At 44.9% G+C, this 25,512-nt stretch carries 28 protein-coding genes and 1 riboswitch; of the genes, 19 read left to right on the forward strand and 9 right to left on the reverse strand.

The window, feature by feature from the left end; genetic code table 11:
* Window positions 1-87: 87 nt before the first annotated feature.
* On the reverse strand, window positions 88-318 hold the full coding sequence (locus tag ACTSEZ_RS00605) for a hypothetical protein (RefSeq protein WP_369732226.1): 231 nt from the start codon (window positions 316-318) through the stop codon (window positions 88-90).
* Window positions 319-392: 74 nt separating this feature from the next.
* Between ACTSEZ_RS00605 and ACTSEZ_RS00610 the strand changes: the two genes are divergently transcribed.
* Both ACTSEZ_RS00610 and spxA read left to right on the forward strand, forming a co-directional pair.
* Window positions 393-971: a GNAT family N-acetyltransferase gene (locus ACTSEZ_RS00610; RefSeq protein ID WP_369732227.1), complete on the forward strand. Its 579-nt coding sequence runs from the start codon at window positions 393-395 to the stop codon at window positions 969-971.
* A 260-nt stretch (window positions 972-1,231) separates the two neighbouring features.
* Window positions 1,232-1,627, forward strand: a complete 396-nt coding sequence (spxA, locus tag ACTSEZ_RS00615; protein ID WP_029282609.1) for a transcriptional regulator SpxA — start codon at window positions 1,232-1,234, stop codon at window positions 1,625-1,627.
* Between the two features lie 24 nt (window positions 1,628-1,651).
* On the opposite strand, the gene ACTSEZ_RS00620 is transcribed toward spxA, so the two are convergent.
* Window positions 1,652-2,326, reverse strand: a complete 675-nt coding sequence (locus ACTSEZ_RS00620) for a TerC family protein (protein WP_029282607.1) — start codon at window positions 2,324-2,326, stop codon at window positions 1,652-1,654.
* Window positions 2,327-2,648: 322 nt separating this feature from the next.
* On the opposite strand from ACTSEZ_RS00620, the gene mecA reads away from it, so the two are divergent.
* The 5 genes from mecA to pepF all read left to right on the forward strand — a co-directional run bounded on the left by mecA (window position 2,649) and on the right by pepF (window position 8,317).
* Complete coding sequence (gene mecA, locus ACTSEZ_RS00625) at window positions 2,649-3,320, forward strand: adaptor protein MecA (RefSeq protein ID WP_369732228.1); 672 nt, start codon at window positions 2,649-2,651, stop codon at window positions 3,318-3,320.
* Between the two features lie 86 nt (window positions 3,321-3,406).
* Entirely contained in the window at window positions 3,407-4,930 is a 1,524-nt protein-coding gene (gene cls / locus ACTSEZ_RS00630; protein WP_369732229.1) for a cardiolipin synthase, read from the forward strand.
* A gap of 96 nt (window positions 4,931-5,026) precedes the next feature.
* Entirely contained in the window at window positions 5,027-6,202 is a 1,176-nt protein-coding gene (locus tag ACTSEZ_RS00635) for a competence protein CoiA (RefSeq protein WP_369732231.1), read from the forward strand.
* A 63-nt stretch (window positions 6,203-6,265) separates the two neighbouring features.
* Window positions 6,266-6,418, forward strand: coding sequence for a hypothetical protein (locus ACTSEZ_RS00640; protein ID WP_369732232.1), 153 nt, complete (start codon window positions 6,266-6,268; stop codon window positions 6,416-6,418).
* 81 nt (window positions 6,419-6,499) lie between these two features.
* Window positions 6,500-8,317, forward strand: a complete 1,818-nt coding sequence (gene pepF, locus ACTSEZ_RS00645; RefSeq protein WP_369732233.1) for an oligoendopeptidase F — start codon at window positions 6,500-6,502, stop codon at window positions 8,315-8,317.
* Between the two features lie 45 nt (window positions 8,318-8,362).
* Here pepF and ACTSEZ_RS00650 read toward each other — a convergent pair whose 3' ends face one another.
* The 5 genes from ACTSEZ_RS00650 to ACTSEZ_RS00670 form a co-directional block, all read right to left on the reverse strand.
* Entirely contained in the window at window positions 8,363-8,539 is a 177-nt protein-coding gene (locus ACTSEZ_RS00650; RefSeq protein WP_369732234.1) for a hypothetical protein, read from the reverse strand.
* A 396-nt stretch (window positions 8,540-8,935) separates the two neighbouring features.
* Window positions 8,936-9,811 carry a ClpXP adapter SpxH family protein gene (locus ACTSEZ_RS00655; protein ID WP_369732235.1) on the reverse strand — a complete coding sequence of 292 codons (876 nt, stop codon included), beginning with the start codon at window positions 9,809-9,811 and terminating at the stop codon, window positions 8,936-8,938.
* The gene (locus tag ACTSEZ_RS00660; protein ID WP_369732236.1) at window positions 9,808-10,218 is read right to left on the reverse strand and encodes a globin domain-containing protein; all 411 of its coding nucleotides are present in this window, start codon (window positions 10,216-10,218) and stop codon (window positions 9,808-9,810) included. Before ACTSEZ_RS00660 ends, ACTSEZ_RS00655 begins: the two co-directional genes overlap by 4 nt.
* A gap of 194 nt (window positions 10,219-10,412) precedes the next feature.
* Window positions 10,413-11,051 carry a lytic transglycosylase domain-containing protein gene (locus tag ACTSEZ_RS00665; protein ID WP_369732237.1) on the reverse strand — a complete coding sequence of 213 codons (639 nt, stop codon included), beginning with the start codon at window positions 11,049-11,051 and terminating at the stop codon, window positions 10,413-10,415.
* Between the two features lie 14 nt (window positions 11,052-11,065).
* Window positions 11,066-11,656: a CYTH domain-containing protein gene (locus ACTSEZ_RS00670; RefSeq protein WP_369733050.1), complete on the reverse strand. Its 591-nt coding sequence runs from the start codon at window positions 11,654-11,656 to the stop codon at window positions 11,066-11,068.
* Between the two features lie 142 nt (window positions 11,657-11,798).
* On the opposite strand from ACTSEZ_RS00670, the gene ACTSEZ_RS00675 reads away from it, so the two are divergent.
* From ACTSEZ_RS00675 to ACTSEZ_RS00690, 4 genes are all read left to right on the forward strand, one after another.
* A complete protein-coding gene (locus tag ACTSEZ_RS00675; protein ID WP_369732238.1) occupies window positions 11,799-12,182 on the forward strand; it encodes a UPF0738 family protein in 384 nt (127 codons plus the stop codon).
* A 77-nt stretch (window positions 12,183-12,259) separates the two neighbouring features.
* Window positions 12,260-12,895: a GTP diphosphokinase gene (gene yjbM / locus ACTSEZ_RS00680; protein WP_152554693.1), complete on the forward strand. Its 636-nt coding sequence runs from the start codon at window positions 12,260-12,262 to the stop codon at window positions 12,893-12,895.
* 21 nt (window positions 12,896-12,916) lie between these two features.
* Window positions 12,917-13,711, forward strand: coding sequence for an NAD kinase (locus ACTSEZ_RS00685; RefSeq protein WP_282034824.1), 795 nt, complete (start codon window positions 12,917-12,919; stop codon window positions 13,709-13,711).
* A gap of 7 nt (window positions 13,712-13,718) precedes the next feature.
* The gene (locus ACTSEZ_RS00690) at window positions 13,719-14,612 is read left to right on the forward strand and encodes an RluA family pseudouridine synthase (RefSeq protein WP_369732239.1); all 894 of its coding nucleotides are present in this window, start codon (window positions 13,719-13,721) and stop codon (window positions 14,610-14,612) included.
* Between the two features lie 632 nt (window positions 14,613-15,244).
* Here the strand turns inward: ACTSEZ_RS00690 and prpE are convergent.
* Window positions 15,245-15,988, reverse strand: coding sequence for a bis(5'-nucleosyl)-tetraphosphatase PrpE (prpE, locus tag ACTSEZ_RS00695; RefSeq protein ID WP_369732240.1), 744 nt, complete (start codon window positions 15,986-15,988; stop codon window positions 15,245-15,247).
* Window positions 15,989-16,110: 122 nt separating this feature from the next.
* Window positions 16,111-17,286, reverse strand: coding sequence for an FtsW/RodA/SpoVE family cell cycle protein (locus ACTSEZ_RS00700; protein ID WP_369732241.1), 1,176 nt, complete (start codon window positions 17,284-17,286; stop codon window positions 16,111-16,113).
* Between the two features lie 279 nt (window positions 17,287-17,565).
* On the opposite strand from ACTSEZ_RS00700, the gene mgtE reads away from it, so the two are divergent.
* The 8 genes from mgtE to ACTSEZ_RS00740 all read left to right on the forward strand — a co-directional run bounded on the left by mgtE (window position 17,566) and on the right by ACTSEZ_RS00740 (window position 25,456).
* On the forward strand, window positions 17,566-18,930 hold the full coding sequence (gene mgtE / locus ACTSEZ_RS00705) for a magnesium transporter (RefSeq protein ID WP_369732242.1): 1,365 nt from the start codon (window positions 17,566-17,568) through the stop codon (window positions 18,928-18,930).
* Window positions 18,931-18,952: 22 nt separating this feature from the next.
* Window positions 18,953-20,806 carry a monovalent cation:proton antiporter family protein gene (locus ACTSEZ_RS00710; RefSeq protein WP_369732243.1) on the forward strand — a complete coding sequence of 618 codons (1,854 nt, stop codon included), beginning with the start codon at window positions 18,953-18,955 and terminating at the stop codon, window positions 20,804-20,806.
* Between the two features lie 82 nt (window positions 20,807-20,888).
* Window positions 20,889-20,997: riboswitch (TPP riboswitch) on the forward strand.
* 68 nt (window positions 20,998-21,065) lie between these two features.
* Window positions 21,066-21,752: a thiaminase II gene (gene tenA / locus ACTSEZ_RS00715; protein ID WP_369732244.1), complete on the forward strand. Its 687-nt coding sequence runs from the start codon at window positions 21,066-21,068 to the stop codon at window positions 21,750-21,752.
* Window positions 21,749-22,369, forward strand: coding sequence for a thiamine phosphate synthase (locus ACTSEZ_RS00720; protein ID WP_369732245.1), 621 nt, complete (start codon window positions 21,749-21,751; stop codon window positions 22,367-22,369). The genes tenA and ACTSEZ_RS00720 overlap by 4 nt, the downstream gene beginning before the upstream one ends.
* Window positions 22,353-23,468, forward strand: a complete 1,116-nt coding sequence (gene thiO / locus ACTSEZ_RS00725; protein WP_369732246.1) for a glycine oxidase ThiO — start codon at window positions 22,353-22,355, stop codon at window positions 23,466-23,468. Before ACTSEZ_RS00720 ends, thiO begins: the two co-directional genes overlap by 17 nt.
* Window positions 23,465-23,668, forward strand: coding sequence for a sulfur carrier protein ThiS (gene thiS, locus ACTSEZ_RS00730; RefSeq protein WP_369732247.1), 204 nt, complete (start codon window positions 23,465-23,467; stop codon window positions 23,666-23,668). Before thiO ends, thiS begins: the two co-directional genes overlap by 4 nt.
* 3 nt (window positions 23,669-23,671) lie before the next feature.
* Complete coding sequence (locus ACTSEZ_RS00735) at window positions 23,672-24,439, forward strand: thiazole synthase (RefSeq protein WP_369732249.1); 768 nt, start codon at window positions 23,672-23,674, stop codon at window positions 24,437-24,439.
* Window positions 24,440-25,456, forward strand: coding sequence for a MoeB/ThiF family adenylyltransferase (locus ACTSEZ_RS00740; RefSeq protein ID WP_369732250.1), 1,017 nt, complete (start codon window positions 24,440-24,442; stop codon window positions 25,454-25,456).
* Window positions 25,457-25,512: the final 56 nt, after the last annotated feature.

Below are 25,512 nucleotides of genomic sequence, written 5' to 3' on the forward strand. Positions count from 1 at the left end.
TAGAAAGTGTTCTAAACCGCCTATAGCAGCACTTTAATTCGTCACTTGAACCAAGTAAGTGCTCTAATCCGCCTTAAATCCCTTTACCTATTGTTTCCGTCCGCCGACTTTTCTCCAGCCGGCCTGTGTTTTCAGGGTGTGATCCACGTTTTCATTCTTCTTTTTTCCGGCAAAGATGGTTTCTCCAATTCCGTTTGCCATAACTCCCATAAAGGCGGTAATTCCGATAACGAGTGCTGCCACAATCAGAAAATCTATTGCATATTCGGCCAAATCCATCACCATCCCATTATTTACTATATTTTTATAGTAGCTCATGTTTAACACTAAGGAAAGAGGGTATATCTAATTTAGAGAGAAACGAACGTTAACGAACAGCAAGGAGCGGGTCAATGAACTGGTATGAGAAGCTTAATCAGTACTTTCCTGTTGAGGAAATGAAATCAAAAGAACATATGGAAACTCTTCTGAAAGAGCGGGGTGATATTTATCATAAAGATGAAGGGGAACATCACGTTCTCATGTATGCCGAGCTTGATGATTTTATCTTCATTGATTACTTATTTGTTGCCAAGTCAGCAAGAGGCCAGGGACTGGGCCATAAGCTGATTGCGAAACTGAAAGAACTCGGAAAACCAATACTTTTAGAGGTGGAACCTGTGGATGAAGATGTACTTGATACAGGCAAGCGGCTGAAATTTTACCAGAGAGAAGGCTTTCAGCATGCAAAAGCGATCGGATACAGAAGAAAATCCCTCGCCACGAATGAAGTCAATCCAATGGAAATTCTGTACTGGTCACCTGATGATGCAAGCGAAGAGAAAATCTACGAAGCGATGAAAAAGACGTATTTGCTTATTCATACTTACAAAGACAAAGAATTCTACGGAAAAAAATATCAGGATGTTCAGGAAGTCCTGTCGATAAACGACCGCGATGATTCAAAAGACATTTTTGATAATCTGAATTAATTGAGAATCCTGCTGTCCACTTGCGAATGACAAAATCTGCAGAACGCAGGAATTGGCAAGTGTAAAGTGAGTTTTCCCGCCACTTTACGGAATTGTAACTGTTTTGTCAAACATTTGTATTTAAAAAGTGTATACTTACTTACTTTTCTATAGTATAATCCTTTATAGATATTACTTAATTAAAGTAATTTCAATCTAAATACAATTCATCTTACTTATATAGCAGTATGCTCATTTACACATAAAGGAGTGAAAGGTTTATGGTAACGTTATATACATCACCAAGCTGTACTTCTTGTCGTAAAGCTAAAGCATGGTTGGAAGAACATGAAATTCCTTATACAGAGCGCAACATTTTCTCAGAGCCTTTGTCGGTAGACGAAATTAAAGAAATTCTGCGCATGACAGAGGACGGAACGGATGAAATCATTTCAACTCGCTCTAAGATTTTCCAGAAATTGAACGTAAACGTTGAAACGATGCCTCTTCAAGATCTGTATGATCTGATTCAGGAGCATCCTGGTCTTTTGAGACGCCCGATCATTATTGATGAAAAGCGTCTGCAGGTCGGATACAACGAAGATGAAATCAGACGATTCCTTCCAAGAAAAGTACGCACATACCAGCTGCGCGAAGCACAGCGTTTAGTTAATTAACTGACAGAAAACCTTCCTTATCATTTAAGGAAGGTTTTCTTTTTTTTCCATGCGCTGATAGATAAAGCCAGCAGCTGTCAGGAAGAGGATAAGCAAGTACGGAAGCAGCGTGCCCATGCTTGGATGGGTATGGAAGATTGGTGCAAGCTTATGCTCATGGATAATCATTTTACCGGCTGTATAGGCAAGCATGCCTCCCCCGATGTAGACGAGAGCGGGATATTTGTCCAACAGCTTTAAAATCAAATTGCTCCCCCAGATCATAATAGGAATGGAGATTAAGAGCCCGATGACGACAAGCACCGTTTTCCCTCCTGCAGCACCTGCAACGGCAATGACATTGTCCATGCCCATCAGCATATCCGCCGCCACAATCGTCTGCACGGCTTTTCTCAGTGACTGGTGGCTTTTAATTTCTCCTTCCTTCTCTTCTGACCCGACAATAAGATGATAGGCGATATATAGAAGAAGAATCCCGCCGATCAGCTGTACGAATGGAATTTGAAACAAATAGACCGCGACTGTTGTAAGCAGAATCCGGACGACAATGGCAAAAACCGTCCCGAGCACCACAGCTTTTTTCCTCTGCTTTGGCGGAAGGTTGCGGCTTGCCATTGCAATGACAATCGCATTGTCCCCGCCGAGCAGAAGATCAATGCCGATAATCATAACTAAAGACATGAGAAATTCCTGTTCCATTCAAGTACCTCTTTCTGTGTAATTGACTGCTCGTACCAAGTATATGAACGAAAAGATGAAATATGAGCTTATCCTTATGGGCAAATAACTGTTTTTGTAAATCCTGAGGTTTTTTTATTTCATTCAGAGCAGTTTTATCATAAAATAGGAGTACAAGAAGCTTGAAAGGCAAGTCTCAATTTCAAGACAAGTTTTAAACGCCTGCAATGCGCTGCGCTGACGATTAAATAGGTGCTGATTTGGGTAAAGTGTAAAAAAGTGCAACTTATTTAGGGGTTTAGTTGTCCCTTCAACATCATATAAAGAAGGGAAGGTTGTAAAGATGGAGATAGAACGTATTAATGAATATACCGTAAAGTTTTATATTTCATATCTTGATATAGAAGAGCGCGGTTTTGACAGAGATGAAATCTGGTACAACCGCGAAAGAAGCGAAGAGCTTTTTTGGGAAATGATGGACGAAGTGCATGACGAAGAAGATTTTATGGTCGAAGGACCGCTTTGGATTCAGGTTCAGGCGCTCGACAAAGGGCTTGAAGTAATCGTGACAAGAGCCCAGCTTTCAAAGGACGGCCAAAAAATTGAGCTTCCCCTGTCTGAAGATAAAGTAAAAGAACTGCCTGTTGATGAAAATATTGAATCCATCCTCGATCATCATTTCAGCGATGACCTTGATGAAAAATCAGACAGCTCGCAGGATGAGGAGGAACAGCAGCTTGAGTTCCTTGTGAAATTCAATGATTTTGAACACCTTATTTCTTTGTCGAAAGTACAGCTCAGCGGGTTTACAAACGCGCTTTATTCCATGGAGAACCGGTATTACCTCTTTGTGGAATTCAACGATGAGCACTCAGACGAAGACATTGAAAATATGCTCAGTGTTATACTCGAGTATGGACAAGAATCACGCATGACGGTTCACCGCGTTGAGGAATACGGCAAAAAAATTATTGCCGAGAACGCATTAAGTGTTATTAAGCAGCATTTCAGCTGAAGATCTAAAAGCCGATTTCATTCTGATTGAAGTCGGTTTTTTTTAGCCAATAGCGGCCATCACCTATATAGAGTCAGGGGAATCACATGAAGAATACAGTCCGTGTTTTTTTATTTACAGCATTAATAGGAATAGGCATCTACCTTCTTCAAAACGTGACAGGCAGTATTTCAAGCGAATGGCTTCTGACGGCTGTAACCGTTTTGTTTACATTTTCCATCATCTTCATCGGCTTTGTTATCTTCCTTGAAAACCGCAAGCCATCGCAGACGATTACATGGCTCGTTGTCCTTGGAAGCTTTCCGCTGATTGGTTTTTTGTTCTACCTTGTGTTTGGAAGGAATGTCAGGAAGCGGAAACTGTTTGACAGAAAGGCGCTTGTTGATGAAAAAATCATGTTTGAAATTGAAGGGAATCAGCGCTCTTATGAAGATAAGATCGACTTAATGGGAGACCACCAGCAAATGCTTTTCAATCTGGCCCACAGGCTCGGACATACACCGATTTCATTTGCAACGCGGTCAAAAACATTAACGAACGGCAAAGAAACGTTCGACCATATTTTCAGCGAAATCGAAAAAGCCGAGCATCATGTCCACTTGGAATACTATATTGTCAGACACGATGAAGTTGGCTGCAAGCTTAAAGATCTCCTGATCAAAAAAGCGAAGCAGGGTGTTGAAGTCCGCTTCTTATTTGATTCAGTCGGCAGCTGGAAGCTGTCTAAATCCTACATAAAAGAAATGCGCGCGGCAGGCGTCGATGTCGTCTCTTTTTTGCCTGTGAAAATGCCGTTTTTAAATAATAAAGTTAACTTCCGCAACCACAGAAAAATCGTCGTTATAGACGGAACTGCAGGATTTGTCGGCGGACTGAATGTCGGAGATGAATACCTGGGGAAAGATGCGTACTTCGGTTTCTGGAGGGATACGCACTTAATGGTGCGCGGTGAAGCCGTCCGCACACTTCAAATGATTTTTCTGCAGGACTGGTACTATATGACCGGAGAAAACCTTGTGAAGAAGGAGTACATGACACCGACTGTTCAGCTGGAAGAACATGAAGGCGGAGTCCAGATTATTGCAGGAGGGCCCGATAATAAATGGGAAGTCATCAAAAACCTGTTCTTCTCCATGATTATCTCTGCCAAGGATTCCATTTGGATTGCATCACCGTATTTTGTTCCGGATGAGGATATTCTCTCTGCGCTTAAGGTAGCAGCCTTAAGCGGTGTGGATGTCAGACTCCTCGTGCCGCGCCGTCCCGATAAAAAAATTGTCTTTTACGCATCAAGGTCGTATTTCCTTGAACTGCTTGAAGCAGGAGTAAAGATCTACGAATATAAGGAAGGCTTCATGCACAGCAAAATTGTCATCGTCGATTATGAGCTTGCTTCGATCGGAACGGCAAATATGGATATGAGAAGCTTTCATCTGAACTTTGAAGTCAACGCTTTCCTTTACAGAACAAGAAGCACGCAGAAGCTTGTGAATGACTATGAAAAAGATATTTTAGACTCTCATGAGATTATCATGGATGAATTTGTGAACCGGCCGTTCAAACAGAAATTGTTTGAATCCATGTCAAGGCTGCTTTCGCCATTGCTGTAGGGCATACCTGAAGAGGTGTGTCTTTTTTTGTGTGCTTTCTTTTCCCTGTATATAGTATAATGGAAAAGAATGTTAAAAAGGAGCTGATAGATAAATATGCTGATAGCCAGAGATGCAGATGGCAGACTGATCAATCTGACCTCGATAAGGAACGGTCATTCAGATCTGCACCGTATGCGCGGGAAGACGCATTACTGTCCCGTGTGTGAACATCCCCTTGACCTGAAAGCGGGCAGCATTAAAATTCCTCATTTTGCCCATCAGAAACTGAAATCCTGCCTCATCGACCACGAACCTGAATCAGACTATCATCTGAACGGTAAGATCCAGCTGTACGAGTGGCTGAAAAGTCAAAACATGGTCCAAACAGAAATGGAACGCTATTTTCCTGAGATTATGCAGAGGCCGGACGTTTACGCAGACACAGGGCAAAGGAAAATTGCCGTCGAATTTCAATGTTCAGCCATTCCTGCCGCCCAGTTTTATAAACGAACTTCGCAGTATAAGCAGGCAAATATTGAACCGCTTTGGATTCTTGGAGCAAAAAACGCGGTAAGATTAAGCAGCAGCACCTTTCGCATCTCTCCGTTTCAATGGCTTTTTGCAAAACAGGGGCCTGATATTCTAGGTCCACCATATCTCCTGTCTTATTGTTCGTCCCTTCAGGCTTTTCTTCTCATCGAACACCTCATCCCATTTTCCAAGCAAGTGTTCACATCCATTCCCTCAGTCAGACCCATCCGTCATATCTCCCTTCACGATGTGACTCCGCAGGCAGCGCCATCACCAAAAAATTGGACCCAGTGGCTGAACCTCATAAAAATGCACCGGCTTAAACCGCACATCCACTTATCAGAAGAACTGAAAACCCTTCAGCAAACTCTCTATGAAAAAAAGCAGATTCCGCTGTCATGTCTTCCTTCAGAAGCCTTCATTCCTGTCGCGACTGGATATCTTTTTCATACAGCTGTTTACGTTTGGCAGACAAAGATCCTGCTTTTTATAGACTCTTTATCTGTGCGTTCAGTCTTTCATCTTCAAGATGCTGGAAATGAAATAAAGCGTGACCGCCAGATTGTAAGACGTGATATCAGCCATTTGAAGCACGTATCCATCGGAGCACCTGTCCGGGCTTACCTTGAGGCGCTGACTCAAACAGGACTGATTGCGAAGGAAACCACCTATTCATACAGAAAAACGGCAGAGCTGAACTGGACTCAGAATCAGGAGGAGCTTTTAAAAAGAGACAATGAGCTTATAAACAAAAGATAAATGAGTATGAACAGGGGGGAGATGCAGCAACCTAATGACAAAACGAAAAATGGAGGAATGAGTATGTTTTATAAGAAGAAAAAGAAAGCGACTTTATTTGATTTTACTGTAACAGCAGCTAGCTCGGGAGCCATTGCCTACATCCTTGCAAAATCGATGCAGAAACACGGGGGAGAAAATGACGGACCCCGTCGGGATATGTCTGATATAGACTGAAAATAGCAAGACTCTTCAATTGATTTGATAGAAAATATAGAATATTATTGGAGTAATCATGTTTAAAAGGGGGATATATCCATGACAGAACAAACAGCTGCAAAAACGCTGCCGAAACGGTCTGAAATTGCTGTAGAAGACACGTGGAGACTTGAAGATATTTTTAAAGACGACGAGGCGTGGGAAGCGGAATTTAAAGAAGTAAAAGCAGCCCTGCCGAAAATGGAAGAGTTTAAAGGAAAGCTTGGAGATTCTGCAGATGCTTTTCTTGAGGCCTTAACGTATCAGGATTCAGTAATGGAGAGACTTGGAAAGCTTTATACATACGCGCATATGAGATACGATCAGGATACAGGAAACTCCCACTATCAGGGACTGAACGACCGCGCCGCAAACCTCTATACGCAGGCAAGCAGCGTGTCATCCTACATGATACCGGAAATCCTTGAAATGGATGAAGCGAAGATCAAAGAATTCCTTCAGGAAAAAGAAGAGCTGAAGGTATACGGACATACACTGGATGAAATTAACCGCCAGCGCCCGCACGTTCTTTCAGCCGAGCAGGAAGCCATGCTTGCTCAGGCATCGGATGTTCTCAGTTCTTCAGGCAATACATTCGGCATGCTGAACAACGCAGATCTTGAGTTTCCGTCCATCAAGGATGAAGACGGCGAAGAAGTGGAAGTCACCCACGGCCGCTATATCCGCTTTCTTGAAAGTGAAGACCGCAGAGTAAGAGAAGATGCATTCAAAGCTGTATACGGCACTTACGACAAATATAAGAATACATTCGCAAGCACGTTAAGCGGAGCCGTTAAAAAAGATAATTTCTACGCAACAGTAAGAAACTATTCTTCTGCGCGCGAAGCGGCACTCAGCAACAACAACATTCCGGAAGAAGTATACGAAAACCTTGTGAAAACAGTGAATGACAACCTTCACCTGCTGCACAAGTACATTGAGCTCCGTAAAAAAGTTCTTGGACTTGAAGAGCTGCACATGTATGATCTGTTCACACCGCTCGTAAAAGACGTGAAGATGAAGGTGCCGTACCCAGAAGCAAAGGATTATCTTTTAAAAGGCCTTGCTCCTCTTGGAGATGAGTACATCGCTATTTTAAACGAAGGGTTTGAAAACCGCTGGGTCGATGTTCATGAAAACAAAGGAAAACGAAGCGGCGCCTATTCATCAGGCACATACGGAACAAATCCTTATATCCTTATGAACTGGCAGGATAACGTAAATAATCTCTTTACACTTGCACATGAATTCGGGCACTCTGTGCACAGCTACTACACACGCAATTCACAGCCTTATCAGTACGGGCACTATTCAATCTTTGTGGCAGAGGTGGCATCTACCTGCAACGAAGCACTATTGAATGATTACCTGCTGAAAACAATCGATGATAAGAAGAAACAGCTGTATCTTTTAAATCATTACCTTGAAGGATTCAGAGGCACGGTCTTCCGCCAGACGATGTTTGCGGAATATGAGCATGCCATTCATAAAAAAGCACAGGACGGAGAGCCGCTGACTCCTGATCTTCTGACTGAACTGTACTATGATCTGAATAAAAAATACTTTGGCGAACATTTGACTGTAGATGAAGAAATCGGGCTTGAGTGGGCAAGAATTCCTCATTTCTACTACAACTACTATGTCTATCAATATGCAACAGGGTTCAGTGCAGCTACGGCGCTCAGCAAACAGATCCTTGAAGAAGGGGAGCCTGCCGTTAAACGATACATTGAGTTCCTCAAATCAGGAAGCTCTGACTACCCGATTGAAGTCCTCAAAAAAGCCGGCGTAGACATGACTTCAAAAGAGCCGATTGAAGAGGCGCTTAAGGTATTTGAAGAAAAACTGAACGAAATGGAACAGCTTCTGTCTGAATAAAAGAAAAACCTGCAGCGCTCGTGGCTGCAGGTTTTCTGCTTTCATCTAAAATCCCTTAAACGTATTCCGGTGATTCACAAAGTACAGAGTTACAAAAATTGAAACAAACAAAAGCGGCGAAGAAATCAGCAGCGGGAACATTTCCATCAGCCCAAGAACGTTCAGGAAAAAGCTGAAAAACAGGATTACGACGCTGATAAACAAGGGGATGCGGTTATTCATAATCTCCTCCCGGATTGTCCTTTTTAAAAAACTATGAAGTGCCGGGCATTTTTATGTTTGTGACAAATTTGTGAAATGAAGCTCAATGGGTTGTCATAAGTCGACAGAATCTGATATATTATAGATGTGAAATTAATCACAAACAAACATTTACCCCTTTGTTTGACCGTGAAAAATTTCTCCCATCCCCTTTGTTGTCGTTAAGACATACAGAAGACTCCGTATTACCCGTGCGGAGTCTTTTTAGCGTATAAATTGTAAGCGTTTTCTAAAATGGAGTCAGCTGCATGCGCTGAACTCTTTTTTAATATTCTCTGATCATGTACATTACCTGGTTTTTTATAGATGTACAAAGGGAATAAGAAAAAAGACCCGTACATAAAGTACAGGGTCCGTTCATCCGGTATATCTCCAGAAAGTGCCGTGTTTGAGCGGGACACGTTCTGCTTTTTGAGCAAGCATATACTTTTTCATTTCTCTGTCCGCATCTTCATGGGTCAAATTGTAGACAGCGGCAATTTCGGCTGTGGCTACAAAACGGTAATAGCTCAGAAAGATTTCAAGAGGGGGAGCGACAGATTTTTTCGGCAGGTCTCCGATCATTTCGGACAGGATGCCTACATACATTTCGTAAGGATAGATTCCGCTTATCTTCAGCCCTTCTTCATCCACATTCTGATTGAAGAACGTAAGAGTGGGATTTTCCTGAACCTCCATCTCGGAAGAAATTTTCAAATCGCATTGAAGTGCTTTCGCGGCGCTTGGCGAATGAAGATCTCTTATGAATTCATCTTCGTCCAGTCCTACTTCTTTTGCAATCTCCAGGAGTACTCTTTCTTCTGAAATATTTCTCGTTTCAAGAAACAGAACTTCTTGAAGCTTACGCAAATATTTGATTCCGGCTTTTCTTCCCTGAAGCTCGGCAGCTTTAACCGCCAGGGATGCTGCAAAAGGTGCTGAAATGCTGCTTTCTGACTTAAGGATGCCGTCGCAGGACATGCCGGTCAGACTGGCCGTTTTTTCCCATGCTTTTGACTGATTGGCGGGTGTTCTCTTTCTGAATTGATTAAGCGTGTTGATACGGCCGCTGATAATGTGTTTCAAAGTAAAAAAACGCCCGTATTCAATCTGCAGCTTTTTAATGATCGGCTCAAGAGCCCAGCATTCAGGACATAAAGGATCGATAAACATGTAAATCTCAAGCGGTTTTTTTGAGTTTCCCTGGCAGTGAGAGAAAAAAGGTGCCGTATTCTCACTGTGGCTTATCATCATTGGTGTATCCCTTTCTCTTGCAGCTCTTTGTCAGGTGTGTTCACCATATGCCGGGCCGTCAGCTCCAGCCGTTCAAAAAACCATGCTTGAAATCGTTCATCCAGATCCAGTTCATCCATTGCTTCTTCCATGCAGGACAGCCACGCGCTTGCTCTCTCAGGCGTTATTTCAAATGGCAAATGCCTGGCGCGAAGCATGGGATGTCCGTGTTCTTCTGTATATAAAGACGGTCCGCCCAAGTATTGCGTTAAAAATTGTTTTTGTTTTCTGGCTGTTTCCGATAAATCATCCGGAAAAATCGGAGAGAGCAGAGGATGCTTATGCACTCTTAGGTAAAAGGCATCAACCAGCTGCGAAAGTGCATCTGCTCCAATCGCCTCGTACGGTGTTGCAAATTGATCAGCCATTCCAGTGATCTCCTTTATTTCGTAATAAGCTTATTGTAACAACTGACTTACCATTGCTCAAACAAACTGCTCTGAATGTCTTTAGTTCTTTCTCATTATATAAGGAATTATGCTTTTAGGCGACAGGGATTTTTCTGGTCTGTCCTGTATTTGAAACAGCAAAAAAAAGCTGATTCATTGGAATCAGCTCTTCATCAGGCGTAATAGGCATCTGTAATTTTTTGAACGTAGCTTCGTGTTTCTTTAAAAGGGGGAATTCCGCCGTATTTATCCACATTCCCCGGCCCTGCATTATAGGCAGCGAGAGCAAGCGATACGTTTCCGCTGTATTTCGTGAGCATTTGCTTCAGGTATTTGGTGCCGCCTTCCACATTCTGAACCGGGTCAAAAGCGTTGTATACACCAAGCGACCGGGCCGTGGCAGGCATGAGCTGCATGAGTCCTGCCGCCCCCGCATGACTGACCGCGTCCGGATTAAAATTTGATTCCTGTCTGATCACTGAACGGATCAATTTCTCGTCCACGCCATATTTGGCTGCCATTTGAGATATAATGCCGTCAATATGTGAGGTTTTATTTTCCGGCATAGGCTTTGGAGCACTCTCTATTTGAACGTGATCATTTAGTAAAGGCGCTGGCTGCGTCAGCTGGACCGGCAGTCTAATTGGCGTTCGGACAGCAACGGAATCGTTTTTCTGGTCCTCATTGATAAAAGACTGAAAAACATCCTTGAAATAAGAATGGGAGGACAGGGGGGAAGCCGTTGTTTCTTCTCCTGAAAGACTCCGCAATGCCTGCAGCTGCAGGGCCGATTTAAGATGGGTGATATCCATTTGCTTTTTACTCCTTACTTGTTTTCCGTCAGAAGTTTTTGGTCGTAAAAACGTTTGATTTTATTAGGGGTTTCGCGAACCGGAATCTGGTGAGAGGCAAGCAGGTTCTGAAAAGAACGATATCCCTCTTCCGCATTTGTCACTTCAACCTCAATTTCGTAATCCTCTTTATTTAAATATCGGCTGTGATCAAGCACAATTAAGCCCTCATCTGTGTTTTTTTCAGCCCGTGAGGTGGACAGCGTGCCGAAAAACCTCAAGTCATCTGAATTTACTCCGAGGTTTTGGAGCTGTTTTGTAATGGCCCCCTCTATTAGCCGCTCGTTCGAATATAGCAGCCCTTCCGCTTCTACTTTGTTCAGCTGCTGGTGTGTTTCAAGCAGTCCGATCTCTGCAGGCTCTTTCAGTGTAAGCACATAGTTTCCGTTTTTAAACCGGATGCGCAGGGCAGCATTTGAAGCTTTCAGCTGAAAATCAGGCGTGTCAAAGTAATGGTTTTCCTGAAGGCTGAATGCATCTTTTGTAAAACCGAAAAAATCGGTCAATCTGTCAAATTCCTGTTTTGTAAGCAGGTTCTTATATTCAATTTCAATTTCCTGGTTCATATACGATGTTCCTTTCCGTTCTGACACTATCTTCTTCCATTATCGCAATTAAAAAACGGGTTTTCAATGTTTATCATGTAAAGGGGGAATATGTTAGAATAGACGTGGAATAAACGTGGAATTGATTTGGAAGGAGATTGCTATGAAACAGAGAATTGAAGTAACAGGGGCAGTGCGCGAAAATGACCGGATGATCTTTCAGGCACAGCCTTTTGAAGAGTCAGACCTTGCAGGACTTACTGCAGTGGGCCAGGTGCTTGCAGATTCGGATCAGCTTTCATTTATATACATATTGGATCATCAAGAGGAATTTATCTACGCTAATCTTCCTTCAAAGATCTGGCCGGAGCTTAAACAAACACTCGACAGCAGCATACCGACATATTTGACGGTCAATGGGCTGACGATTGAGCTAAAGGATCTTCATGATGAATTATCATCCCTGCTCGAAAATATAAAAGGAAATGCAAACTACGGGGAAGAAATGGAAAGAAAAGCAGTAGAAATATTCGGTTTGGAAGATTGATACATAAGGGATTTTCTTAAAAAGAGATCAAATGCAGTGTATGCTGCAGCTTCGTTTTTTACAAAAGGGGGAAGGTTATGATCGGCAGAAACTGGGAAGTGTTTTTAGCTCCGTACCGCCAGGCGGTGGATGAGCTGAAAGTAAAGCTGAGAGGAACCAGGTCTCAGTATGAATTAGAAGGGACGCATTCCCCAATTGAATTTGTTACCGGCAGGGTGAAGCCAATCGCGAGCATTCTGGATAAAGCGAAGAGAAAAGAAATTCCGCTTGACGCTCTGGAACGCGAGATGCAGGACATTGCAGGCATCCGCATGATGTGCCAGTTTGTTGATGATATTAAAATTGTTGTGGAGATGCTCAGGAAGCGGAACGACTTTAAAATCATCGAAGAACGGGATTACATTACACAGAAAAAAGCAAGCGGATACCGCTCCTATCACGTGGTGGCAGAGTATCCTGTCCAGACGGTTTCAGGGGAGAAGAGCATCCTTGTGGAGATTCAGATCCGGACGCTTGCGATGAATTTCTGGGCGACCGTTGAGCATTCCCTGAATTACAAGTACAGCGGGAATTTTCCGGAGGACATTAAAATCAGGCTGAAAAGCTCTGCGGAGGCAGCATTTCTGCTCGATGAAGAGATGTCTAAGATCCGCGGGGAGATACGGGATGCACAAGTCATTTTTTCAAGAAAAACGGACAAGAATGATAAATGATGAAAAAAGGGGCATGCTGCTATGAAATTTGCAGTAACATCTAAAGGTGACACAGTATCAAATACATTGATGCATAAAATGAAAGCCTATTTGATGGACTTTCAGCTTGAGTATGACGAGGACAAGCCTGATATTGTAATTTCTGTAGGAGGAGACGGAACGCTCCTGTATGCGTTTCACAGATACCGAAGCAGACTTGATAAAACGGCTTTTGTAGGGGTGCATACGGGGCATCTCGGGTTCTATGCAGACTGGGTCCCTGATGAAATTGAAAAGCTTGTGATCGCCATTGCCAAAACGCCTTATCAGGTAGTGGAATACCCGCTGCTTGAGGTCATCATCAGACATAATGACGGCGGACGCGAAGCAAGATACCTTGCTCTCAATGAATGCACCGTGAAGGCAATAGAAGGCTCTCTTGTTATGGATGTAGAAATCAAAGGCCAGCTTTTTGAAACGTTCAGAGGAGACGGGCTCTGCATGTCAACGCCATCCGGCTCGACAGCCTATAATAAAGCCCTTGGAGGAGCCATTCTCCATCCCTCTATCCCTGCCATTCAAGTGGCTGAAATGGCTTCCATCAACAACAGAGTGTTCAGAACGGTAGGTTCGCCGCTTGTGCTGCCGGACCATCACACATGCCTGCTGAAACCGGTTAACGATGTGGATTTTCAAATTACAATTGATCACTTAACACTTCTCCACAAAGATGTAAAATCGATTCAGTGCAGGGTAGCCAATGAAAAAATAAGATTTGCGCGGTTCAGACCGTTTCCATTCTGGAAGCGTGTCCGCGATTCATTCATATCGGAGTGACATGCCTGTGGACGCGTTTTTATTATCATGGATAATTCCTTCTGAAGACGAAGGCAAAACCATCAAAGACTATTTGAAAGAGAAAAAAATTTCAAAGCGTGCCTTAACCGACATCAAGTTTGCAGGAGGAAGCATTCTGCTGAACGGGGAACATGCAACAGTCCGCGCAGTGCTCTCTGCCGGAGATGTCCTGAAGGTGACGTTTCCTCCTGAAGAGCCAAGTGCAGGGATCGTTCCGGAAAAAATGGATTTGGATATTGTGTATGAAGACGAATGGTGCCTTGTGATCAACAAACCTCCGTTTGTACCCACAATCCCGTCCAGAGAACACCCGGGCGGAACCCTTGCAAACGGCCTGCTGGACTATTACCGGGAAAACGGAATCGCTGCAACCATTCATGCTGTGAACCGCCTGGATAAAGATACTTCGGGACTCATGCTTGTCGCGAAGCACCGTTTTGCCCATTCGCTTTTTTCTTCCATGCAAAAGCAGGGAAGCATTAAGCGGACATATGCCGCTTTAGTAGAAGGGGCTTTGACCGAGGAGAGCGGAACGATAGATGCACCAATCGGACGCAAAGAGGAAAGCATCATCGAACGGACTGTGCTGGAAGACGGACAGGATGCAGTCACGCATTATCAGGTGATGTCTTCTGCGGAAAAGTACACCCTTGTAACTCTCCGGCTCGAAACCGGCCGCACTCATCAGATCCGGGTGCATATGGCTTATATCGGGCACCCGCTTTGCGGAGACAGCCTCTACGGAGGAAGCAGGGACCTGATCGGGAGACAAGCACTGCACAGCAGAGAACTCTCCTTTTTTCACCCGCTTCTTGAGAAGGAAATGACGTTTGAAGCGGAGATTCCAGCAGATATGCAGGCAGTGCTGAAAGGTTTATAATTGAAAGAAGACCGCCGTCGAGCATGACGGTGGTTTTTTGGTAGTTGGATTCTATAGAGTCACCTGGCAGAAATGCTGTTTTTAAAGAGGGTTGGTAGTTAAACAGGGAAAGTTGGCAGTTATGCATGGATAGTTAGTTGTAAATCGGATGAAGCTGGTTGTGCTGGCCGGATTGGCGGCAGTAATGCACCCTGCCCAGAAGAGCGGATCTGCACCAGCCCAGGATTTAGCTGACTTGCAACATTCAGGGACGCAAATCAACTGAAATGCCCAAGATCTTGCTAGAAAAAGAGGTAGTTAGTGTGCCTGAAAAGAGTTTGGATTGCTGAAATGCAACCCTATGAAAAGCACTCTCCGAAATATAGGGCAGTAAAACATGAAAATGCAACCCTATAAAATGCGCCATCCGTAATATAGGGAAGTAAAACATGAAAATGCAAACCTATAAATAGCTCCCTCAGAAATATAGGGCAGCAAAACCCTAAAACGCTGCCCTATAAAAGATTCCCGCAAAAATATAAGACACCATTACACCAATACGAAACCCTGTAAATCCGCACCTTCCAAAATAAAGGGCACCATTTTCATAGAAATGATACCCTTTCACAACAATTACCTCCACCTTCATCCCCTCACTCCGCCCCGTCCAGCTCCCTGAAACGTGTTTCAACGTAAGGCATGGAAGAGGGCACAGTCACAGTCTCTTTTTCCGGGTACCTGAGGGCTGTCAGCATTCCGCCGAATACTGCTCCGGTGTCAATGTTGACTGTGTTCCCGACGAATCTGGCTTTGCGCACCGGCGTATGTCCGTATACGATAAAGGGTTTTCCGCGGTACAGCTTTGCCCAGTCTCGTCTGACAGGGGTGCCGTCCGGATTCGTTTGGCCCGTAATATCTCCGTACAGAACAAATTCTTTGACCTTTTTATTCGTTTTTCCTATGTAATCTGCCCGGATCCCGGCGTGGGCAATGACCAGTGCACCGCCGTCCAGCACCTGATAGAGAGGAGCCTGTTCGTACAGGTTCATGAAGCCTGCATAGATCTGTTTTCGTTCTTCTTCTTCCAGGGCCTCAAGCTCTGCTGCTGTAGTTTCAAGTCCGTGGGCGACCTGGACTTTGTTCCCGAGCATGTAACGGTACAATTTATTGCAGTGGTTGCCGGGCACATAATAGGCTGCATGATTCTCTATTAAAGCCACAACGGTTTCAATAACCTTAAGCGATTTTGGTCCTCTGTCAGCAAGATCGCCTACAAACGCAAGCTTCCGGTCAGGGTGGAGCGGAAATCCGCCGGCCCAGTCGTACCCAAGCATTTCCGTCAAGCTTTTAAACTCATCAAAACATCCGTGTATATCTCCGATAATATCGAGCTTCACACCTAACACTTCCTTACTCTTCTCTTTTCTTCATCTTAGCAAAAAAAAGCATCTGGCTTTATTCTTTCATTAAATACACAATTGCATCCCACAATAAAGAAAAACCCGCTCATGCAAGCGGGTTAATCAAACATATACTTTCTCGTTCTAGACCGGACATTCAGCACAATTCCAATAGCAATCATATAAGTGGCAAGCGAGCTTCCCCCGTAGCTGATGAACGGGAGCGGAAGTCCTGTAATCGGCAGGAGGCCGACGGTCATGCCGACATTCTGGAAAACCTGGAATGTGATCATGCCGATTACGCCCGTGCAAAGAAAGCTGCCGAACGGGTCGTTGCTTTCAAGTGCGATGTGAACCATCCGGTAGATCAGAAGGAAAAACAGGGATATGACAATACTTCCGCCGATGAAGCCGAACTGTTCACTGATAATCGCAAAGATGAAGTCCGTATGTCCTTCAGGCAGGTATACTTCCAGCTGCTGATAGCCTTTGCCGTATAATTCACCGGAGCCGATGGCAAGGAGCGATTTAATCAGCTGAAATCCGATATCGTTTGAGTATTCATAAGGGTTCAGCCAGCCGTAAATCCGGTCCAGCTTGTATGAGTTCGTATCAAGAATATACGTGTTGAAAAAGCTCGGGAAGGCAAAATAGATGCCGACTCCCATGGCAAAAACGGCAGCACCTGAAAAAACGAAGCCGAGAATGATTTTCCATTTCACGCCAGAGACGAGGATCAGTGATCCGATGATGGCGCAAAAAACCATCGTCATCCCTGTATCCGGCTGTCTCATCAGCAGGAGTATGGGAGGTGCGGCTGCTGCAAATACTTTACCTAATAGGAGCAAGTCGTCTCTCACAGTATTGGTTGCGTATTTCTCCCTGTGATCTGCTATAATTCTGCTGAGCACAATAATCATGAAGATCTTCATTAATTCAGAAGGCTGGAAGTTTCCGATTCCGGGCAGTGTGTACCAGCTTGTCGCGCCTTTGATCGGCTCTACAATCGGCGGCGGAAGAATTTCAAGGCCGATGAGCAAAAGCATCCCGAATCCATATAAATACCATGAGAGCTGCTTGAAGCGGTCAAAGTCGATAATCATCGTTCCAATAACGGCGATAATACCGATGATGTACCATCTGAGCTGCAGAAACGCAAAGTTTATATTCTGCAATTTTTCGGGTAAAGTAGGCTGGGCACTGCTTATGGCGATGGCACTGGTCAGTGCCATTAAAAACATAATAAAAATCAGCGTGTAATCCAATTGCTGCTGTGGGGATTTATCTGTGTTCATACGGGATCCCTTTCTTGTACTTTCAGTCATTATATGGTTTGTGCTTAGCTTGCAAGCGAAAATCATCTTTTACAATCTTAGCGAAAATTGACGGTTTTGCAAAGGATTCATTTGTAAATCAGTCAAAAACATGATACCTTATCACAATGAAAAAACGGTTGTGAAGACTGCAGAATGCCGTACCGGCGCATGTTCACAGCGAATAGACGATTTGTATCACAATTTCATGACATTTTGATTTCCCGGTAATTTAGAGACAGGGAGAGGAGGAGATTCTTTATGTCAGAAGAAAAAGAAAAAGTTGTCATTGAGACAGAAACGCTTATGACTGCATTGGAGAATGAAGACTTTGACGGTTTTCGCTCGCTGTTTTTGGAGCAGCATCCATATGACCAGGCAAAAATGTTCGTAAAGCTCCAACAGGAAGAGCGTTCAAGGGTCTATCAGTATTTGTCTCCCGAAGAGATGGCTGCCCTGTTTGAAAATATCGAAGATGAAGAATACAACTACGAAATGTATCTGTCAGAAATGGATCCAAGGTTTGCTTCGCAAATGCTTGAGCACATGTATGCGGATGATGCGGTAGATGTTCTGAATGAGCTCAACAAAGATCAGGTTGCAAGCTACCTGACCATTATGGACGATGAAGCAGCGAAGGAAATCCGCGAGCTCCTTCATTATGAAGAGTTTACAGCAGGGAGTATCATGACGACGGAATTTATCGCGATTCAGGCGAATCAAACCGTCAAATCGGCGATGCATATCCTTAAGCATGAGGCTCCTGATGCTGAAACCATCTATTATCTGTATGTCATTGATGAAGATAAGCATCTGGCGGGAGTTATTTCTCTCCGAGATTTAATAGTCAGTGACGATGATGTGATGATCGGCGAAATCATGAGCGAGCGTGTGTTTTCCGTCAGTGTTGGGGAAGACCAGGAAGAAGTTGCCCGGAAAATGCGGGATTACAACTTTCTTGCGCTGCCGGTTGTTGATTTTCAAAATCACCTTCTTGGAATTATTACGGTTGATGATATCGTGGACGTTATTGATGAAGAAGCTTCAGATGACTATTCCAAGCTCGCAGGGGTTTCGGATGTGGACTCTATTGACAGAGGTCCTCTTTCCGCTGCTAAAAAAAGACTGCCATGGCTCGTGATTCTTTTATTTCTCGGGATGCTGACGGCGAATCTGATTGGGCAGTTTGAAGAAACTCTTGATAAGGTAGCAATTCTTGCAGTCTTCATTCCATTAATTGCCGGCATGGCCGGAAATACAGGCACGCAGGCACTGGCAGTTGCCGTCCGCCGAATTGCCATGGGGGATGAAGAAGGCGGAAACTTCAAAATCATTGCCCGTGAAGCGGGAACCGGCTTAATTAATGGTGCTGTCTGCGGAGTTCTTGTAACGGGCGTCGTGTATTTTTGGAAACAGGATCTGTATCTTGGTCTGCTTGTCGGAGTATCCATTCTTGCCACGCTGACTGTCGCGACAATTGCCGGAGCGTTTGTGCCTCTTATCATGCACAGGCTGAAGGTCGACCCGGCCGTTGCATCCGGTCCGTTTATTACAACGATTAATGACATTATTTCCATCCTTATTTATTTTGGAATGGCCACTATGTTTATGCAGTACTTAATCTAACTACAGAAATGAGGGAAAAACCTTGCACGGAGCTTCTTTTTCATCACTTGTTATTGTCCTGCTCGCAGCTTTTATCACTCCGCTCATACTGCACCGCTTCAAAATAAAAGTGATGCCGGTCGTCGTAGCAGAGATAATTATGGGTATTGTGATCGGCAAAAGCGGGTTTGACCTTGTTCAGCAGGATATGTGGCTCGAAACGCTGTCTATGCTCGGATTTATTTTTCTCATGTTTCTGAGCGGTCTTGAAATTGATTTCACAGCATTTATCGGGGGCAGGAAAAAAGAAGTGCTGCCATCGGGAAAAGAGGCGCCGAATACGTTCCTTGTCTCTTTTCTTGTTTTTGTCGGCATTTTTATTCTTTCCCTGCTGCTCTCTTACCTGTTTGTTCTGATCGGATTTATTGAAAATGCGTTCCTGATGACGCTGATCATCTCGACCATCTCACTCGGGGTGGTCGTGCCGACGCTTAAAGATGCAGGCATCATGAAGTCGAACATCGGGCAGATTATTCTTCTTGTCGCCGTCATAGCCGATTTGGTGACGATGATTCTGCTGGCTGTTTTTGCGTCGATTTATGGCGGGGAAAATACGAATATGTGGCTGATGCTCATTTTGTTCGGAGCGGGTGTTGCCCTTTATTTTATCGGCAAAACCTTTCAGAGCAGATCGTTTATCGAGACGCTTTCTAAAGGCACGATTCAAATTGGGACAAGAGCTGTTTTTACGCTGATTATTGTGCTTGTTGCGCTTTCAGAAACGATCGGTGCAGAAAATATTCTCGGTGCCTTTTTAGCAGGCGTGCTCGTATCTCTTCTTTCCCCGAACAAGGAAATGGTTCAGAAAATGGATTCGTTCGGGTACGGCTTTCTGATTCCGATATTCTTTGTCATGGTTGGAGTGGACCTTGATATTTGGTCGCTGTTTAAAGACCCTAAAATTCTGATGCTGATTCCGCTGCTGTTTATCGCGCTGCTGATTTCAAAAATTTTGCCGATTTATCTTTTAAAAAGATGGTACGATACGAAAACAACGCTTGCTGCTGGATTTTTGCTTACATCCACATTGTCGCTTGTTATCGCCGCAGCGACGATTGGAGAACGGGTGAATGTCATTGACTCGCAGATGTCCGGGGCGCTCATTTTGACGGCCGTTCTGACAAGCATCTTTACGCCGATTGGATTTAAAAAGCTTTTCCCGGAAAAGCTCGGTTCAAAGAAAAGACTGAAGGTTGCGTTCATAGGAGCCAATCAAATGACGCTGCCTGTTACAAGAGAACTGAATCCGAATCTGTATGAAACAATCATCTATCATACGCATGTTGATAAAAACGAACAGCAGATTGCCGAATCTCTTTTTCAAATCGAAGAGGTTGAAGATTATTCGATTGAGACGCTTCAGGAAAAAGGGGTATTTGAATCGGATATTCTGATTGCAGCAACAGGCGATGAGGATGCGAATGCGGAAATAGCCCTGATGGCAAAAGAGCTTGAAGTCGACAGGGTCATTGCAAGTATTGCTTCGCCCCTGCTTGATGAGCAGCTGAAAGCAAAAAATATTGATGTGTTCTCTGTTCTGCTCTCGACCAAAACGCTGCTCAGAGCCCTGATCGAAGCGCCGGGCATCATGAAAATCCTGACGCACAGCGAATCTGCCCTGTATCAGATCAAAATGAACAACAGACGTTACGACGGCATGGTCCTCAGGAGCTTCCCGTTTACGGGAGACGTCATTTTTGTCCGGATTTTCCGGGAGAATGAGTCGATTGTTCCTCACGGCGATACGGAGCTGAAACGGGGAGATCTTCTGATTTTGACGGGATCATCCGAGTATATCGATGAACTGAAGCAGGAGCTTGAGTTTCACAAAAATTAAGCGGAAATTTCTTGAAAAAGCCTTGAAAGATATTTTTATCGTGGTATGATGGGCATGTAAAACATTCAGAAAATTTTATACGATAAACCGCTAGGGGAGCCCTTCAGAAGGGCTGAGATCGGAGTTTGCCACCGAGACCCTCAGAACCTGATCTGGTTAACACCAGCGTAGGGAAGTGGTGTAAGGGTCTATTTCATACACCACTTTTCTATGCGAAAAGTGGTTTTTTGCTGTTTTAAAAAGAAATGGAGGAAACGTCATGCTATTTTCAAAAGAATGCAGGGAGTACGCAAACGAGTGGTGGGAAGGGAGCTTTCACCATCCCTTTGTAAAAGGAATCGGTGATGGAACACTTTCAAAGGAAAAGTTCAAATTTTATGTGATGCAGGATTCGTATTACTTGACCCACTTTGCAAAAGTGCAGGCGTTTGCCGGTGCAATGGCCCCGGATCTGCATACGACGTTCAGAATGTCCGTTCATTCTCAGGGAACCTATGAGGCAGAGCTTTCCCTTCATCAGCAGTTTTCCAAAATGCTCGGAATTACGGAAAAAGAACGCGCGGAATTTAAGCCGGCGCCGACAGCTTATGCTTATACGTCTCATATGTACCGCGCAGTCGCGACCGGAAATCTCGGTGAAATCATAGCTGCGCTGCTGCCGTGCTACTGGCTTTATTACGAAGTGGGAGAGCGTCTGAAGGATTGTGAGCCTGATGATGCCGTCTATGAAAAATGGATTGAGACCTATCATGGCGACTGGTTTAAAGAGCTTGTCCTTGAACAGGTGAACCGTTTTGATGAACTGGCTGAAAAAGCAAGCGCGCATGAGCGCATGATGATGAAAGAACATTTCCTGATCAGCTCCATGTATGAATACCGCTTTTGGGATATGGCTGAAAATCTCGAAGCGTGGGGACGTGCAGACTCGCTGCAGCTTCAAAAGTGAAGCTTCATTTTGTAACGGATGGAAGGCATTCTGCAGAATCACTGGTTTCCATCATCACAGACGTACATAAATTTGCGGATGCCATCCACATAAGAGAGAAAGACAAGTCAGCAGAAGACCTGGTGGAACTAGTTGAGCTTCTTGCGCGCAGCGGGGTTCCAAAATCAAAACTGATCATGAACGGCAGCGTGGATGCAGCGGTGCGTTCAGGACTGGCAAAAGTCCAGCTTCCGTCACATGGACTGCCTGTGAAGTTTGTTAAAGAGCACTACCCTTACCTCGGGGCAGGATGTTCGGTTCATTCAGCAAAAGAGGCAATCCAGAGGGAGAAAGAAGGAGCAGACTGGCTGATTGCCGGACATGTTTTTCAGACAAATTCAAAAAACGGTCTTGAGCCGAAAGGAATTTCTTTTCTTCAAACAGTCTGTGAATCTGTATCCATCCCTGTCTATGCAATTGGAGGAATCACTCCTGGTGTGCTGCCGGAACTGAAAAAGCTGAAAATCGCAGGTGCAGCAGCCATGTCTTATGTGTTTTCAGCAGACAAACCCGTGGAGGCGGCAAAAGAGCTTGCACGAAAGCTGAAAGGAGGAACGGCGGTTGAGGACATTTTATGATGCTGGAATTGTCGGGGGAGGAGTCATCGGCCTGATGTCTGCCTATTTTCTGTCAAAGGCAGGTATAAAAGTAGCTGTATTTGAAAAAGGGAAGATCGGATGCGGGGCATCATCCGCTGCAGCAGGCATGCTTGGGGCTCATACAGAAACGGAAAGGGCAGATGCTTTTTTCCGTTTTGCCGAAGAGAGCGCGTCTCTCTATCCCGGGCTTTCAGCCGGATTACTTGAGGAAACAGGTATAGATATTCAGCTTGTTTACAATGGGATGCTGAAACTTGCTATGACGGCTGAGGAAGCTGCTTCCCTTAGGGATAGAGCAGGGAAAGAACCGGATGTTGAGTGGCTCTCAAGGGATTCTGTCCTAAAGAAAGAAAGTAACCTGACAGAGGATCTTCAAGGCGGCCTGTTCATTGCAAAAGATGGCCAGGTCTCCCCTTCCGCTCTTTGCCGGGCTCTGGCAAGGGCGGTACAAATAAACGGAGGAACCATCCTTGAAGGAGCTGCAGCGGGACGTATACAGCGGGCAGAGCCTTCTCACTATGAAGTTTCAGCTGCAGGAGAGACTCATTATTGTGAAGCGCTTGTGATTACGGGCGGGACATGGAGCGGCCAGCTGTTTGGGGAAGTAGGCATCTCAGCTCCAGTTCATCCTGTTAAAGGCGAATGTCTTTCCATCATGCCGGATGGGTTCCGTTTAGCGTCAACGGTCTTTCATGAAAGCTGCTACCTTGTGCCAAAATCTGACGGAAGCATCATTATCGGTGCGACGATGGAGGAGGGAAATTGGAGGGCAGAACCTACAATACAAGGAATGTCTTCCTTGATGGAGAAGGCTGTTTCCATTATGCCGTGCATAAAAAAGGGTGTTTTCCAAAAAGCCTGGGCCGGACTGAGACCGGCAGCGAGCGATGCGAAACCATACATTTTTAAGCATGAAGGCATGAAAAATCTTTATGCGGCAACAGGACATTACCGGAACGGTATTCTGCTGGCTCCGAAAACAGGCGAAATGGTAAGGGATTTGTTTTTGAATCGCCCGGTCAAGGAAGAGTATGAAAGAGAGTTTGGATTAAACCGGCGGACAGAGGTGAAATCATGAAAATCAAATTGAACGGCAGCACAGCTGAGCTGGATTCGCACATAAAGACAATTGAAGATCTTCTGGCATTTTATCAGCTGAGCCATAAAACGGTCATGATTGAACATAATGAAACAATCCTTGATAAGGAATGCTATCATCGCGCAATTTTAAATGACGGTGATGTTCTTGAAATGGTTCATTTTGTAGGAGGAGGATGACACATGTTAAAAATTGCAGGGAAAGCGTTTAAATCACGGCTCTTGCTTGGAACAGGGAAATATCCGTCTTTTGACATTCAAAAGAAAGCGGCAGAAGTGTCAGAAGCGGAGATCCTGACGTTTGCTGTCCGCAGGATGAATGTATTCGAGCCGTCTCAGCCAGACTTGCTTGAGAAGCTTGATTTGACCGCATATACACTGCTTCCGAATACGGCAGGCGCCAAAACGGCCGGGGAAGCCGTCCGAATTGCAAAGCTCGCTAAAGCTTCAGGTCTGTGTGATATGATAAAAGTAGAAGTGATTGGGTGTCAGAAAACACTCCTGCCGGATCCGGTGGAAACGCTTAAAGCAAGCGAAGAACTCGTAAAAGAAGGATTTATCGTTCTTCCTTATACTTCTGATGACGTTGTACTTGCCAGAAGGCTTGAAGAGACAGGCGTCCACGCCATAATGCCCGGGGCATCCCCAATTGGATCAGGGCAGGGAATCATCAATCCACTCAATCTCACATTTATTATCGAACAGACTGACTTGCCGGTTATTGTGGATGCAGGGATTGGGTCTGCCGCTGATGCAGCGAAAGCGATGGAACTTGGCGCTGACGGCGTGCTGCTGAATACGGCTGTCTCCGGAGCAGCAGATCCCGTGAAAATGGCCAAAGCCATGAAGTTTGCGGTCGAAGCGGGACGGCTGAGTTATGAAGCAGGCCGTATCCCTGTTAAATCCTATGCTGTTGCAAGCAGTCCTGAAGAAGGAATGATCACAACCTAAATGGAACGCTACTCAAGACAGCAACTATTCGCCCCTATTGGGGAAAAAGGCCAGAAAGAAATCATAAACAGTCATGTGCTCGTCATTGGAGCAGGTGCACTCGGCACAGCCAGCTCTGAAATGCTTGTCAGGGGAGGAGTTGGCCGAATCACAATCGTTGACCGTGACTACGTCGAGTGGAGCAACCTTCAGCGCCAGCAGCTATATACAGAGCAGGATGCAAAAGAACGGATGCCGAAAGCCGCAGCTGCTGAACGGAGACTTGCCTCCATCAACAGTGAGGTGAAAGTCAGGGGCGTTATTGATGATGTGACGGCGGATTCCATCTTTGATTACTGTCATGATGCCGATATGATCTTGGATGCGACGGATAATTTTGAAACCCGCATGCTGATCAACGATGCTGCTTTGAAGCGGGGAATTCCCTGGGTTTACGGGGCATGTGTCGGAAGCTACGGGCTGACCTATACAGTAATGCCGGGGGAGGGTCCCTGCCTGAGCTGCCTGCTTAAGCAGATTCCGATGGAAGGCCAGACGTGCGATACGGCGGGAATTATCAGTCCTGCCGTTCAAATCACGGCTTCTTACCAGACGGCAGAGGTGTTTAAGTGGCTGACAGGTGAAAAATCAGCGATGAGAAGAGAGCTTCTTTCCTTTGATGTGTGGCGTAATCAATTCAGCAAAATCAGCGTTGCCAAAGTCAAAAACCCGTCGTGTCCTTCTTGCGGAGAAGATCCTGTCTACCCTTACCTGACCTGGGACAAAAGCGCAAAAGCGTCCGTGCTTTGCGGAAGGGATACAGTTCAGATCAGGCCCGCAGAAGCCCGAAGTCTTGATTTTCAAAGTCTCGCCAAACAGCTGGAACGTGCGGCTCAAAAGATAACGGCCAATCCGTATCTGCTCTCTTTTCAGGCAGATGAAAACCGGGTGGTTGTTTTTCGCGACGGCCGGGCGCTAATTCACGGCACAAAAGACCCGGCTGAAGCAAGGAAGATTTATCAGAAGTATTTGGGTTAGAAAGAAACGCGAGATTGTTCCCGTATCAATTACATGCTATAATTATAACCAGGTAC

The sequence above is a fragment of the Metabacillus mesotrionivorans genome (assembly GCF_052171315.1).
In the GTDB taxonomy this organism is placed as follows: Bacteria; Bacillota; Bacilli; order Bacillales; family Bacillaceae; genus Bacillus_P.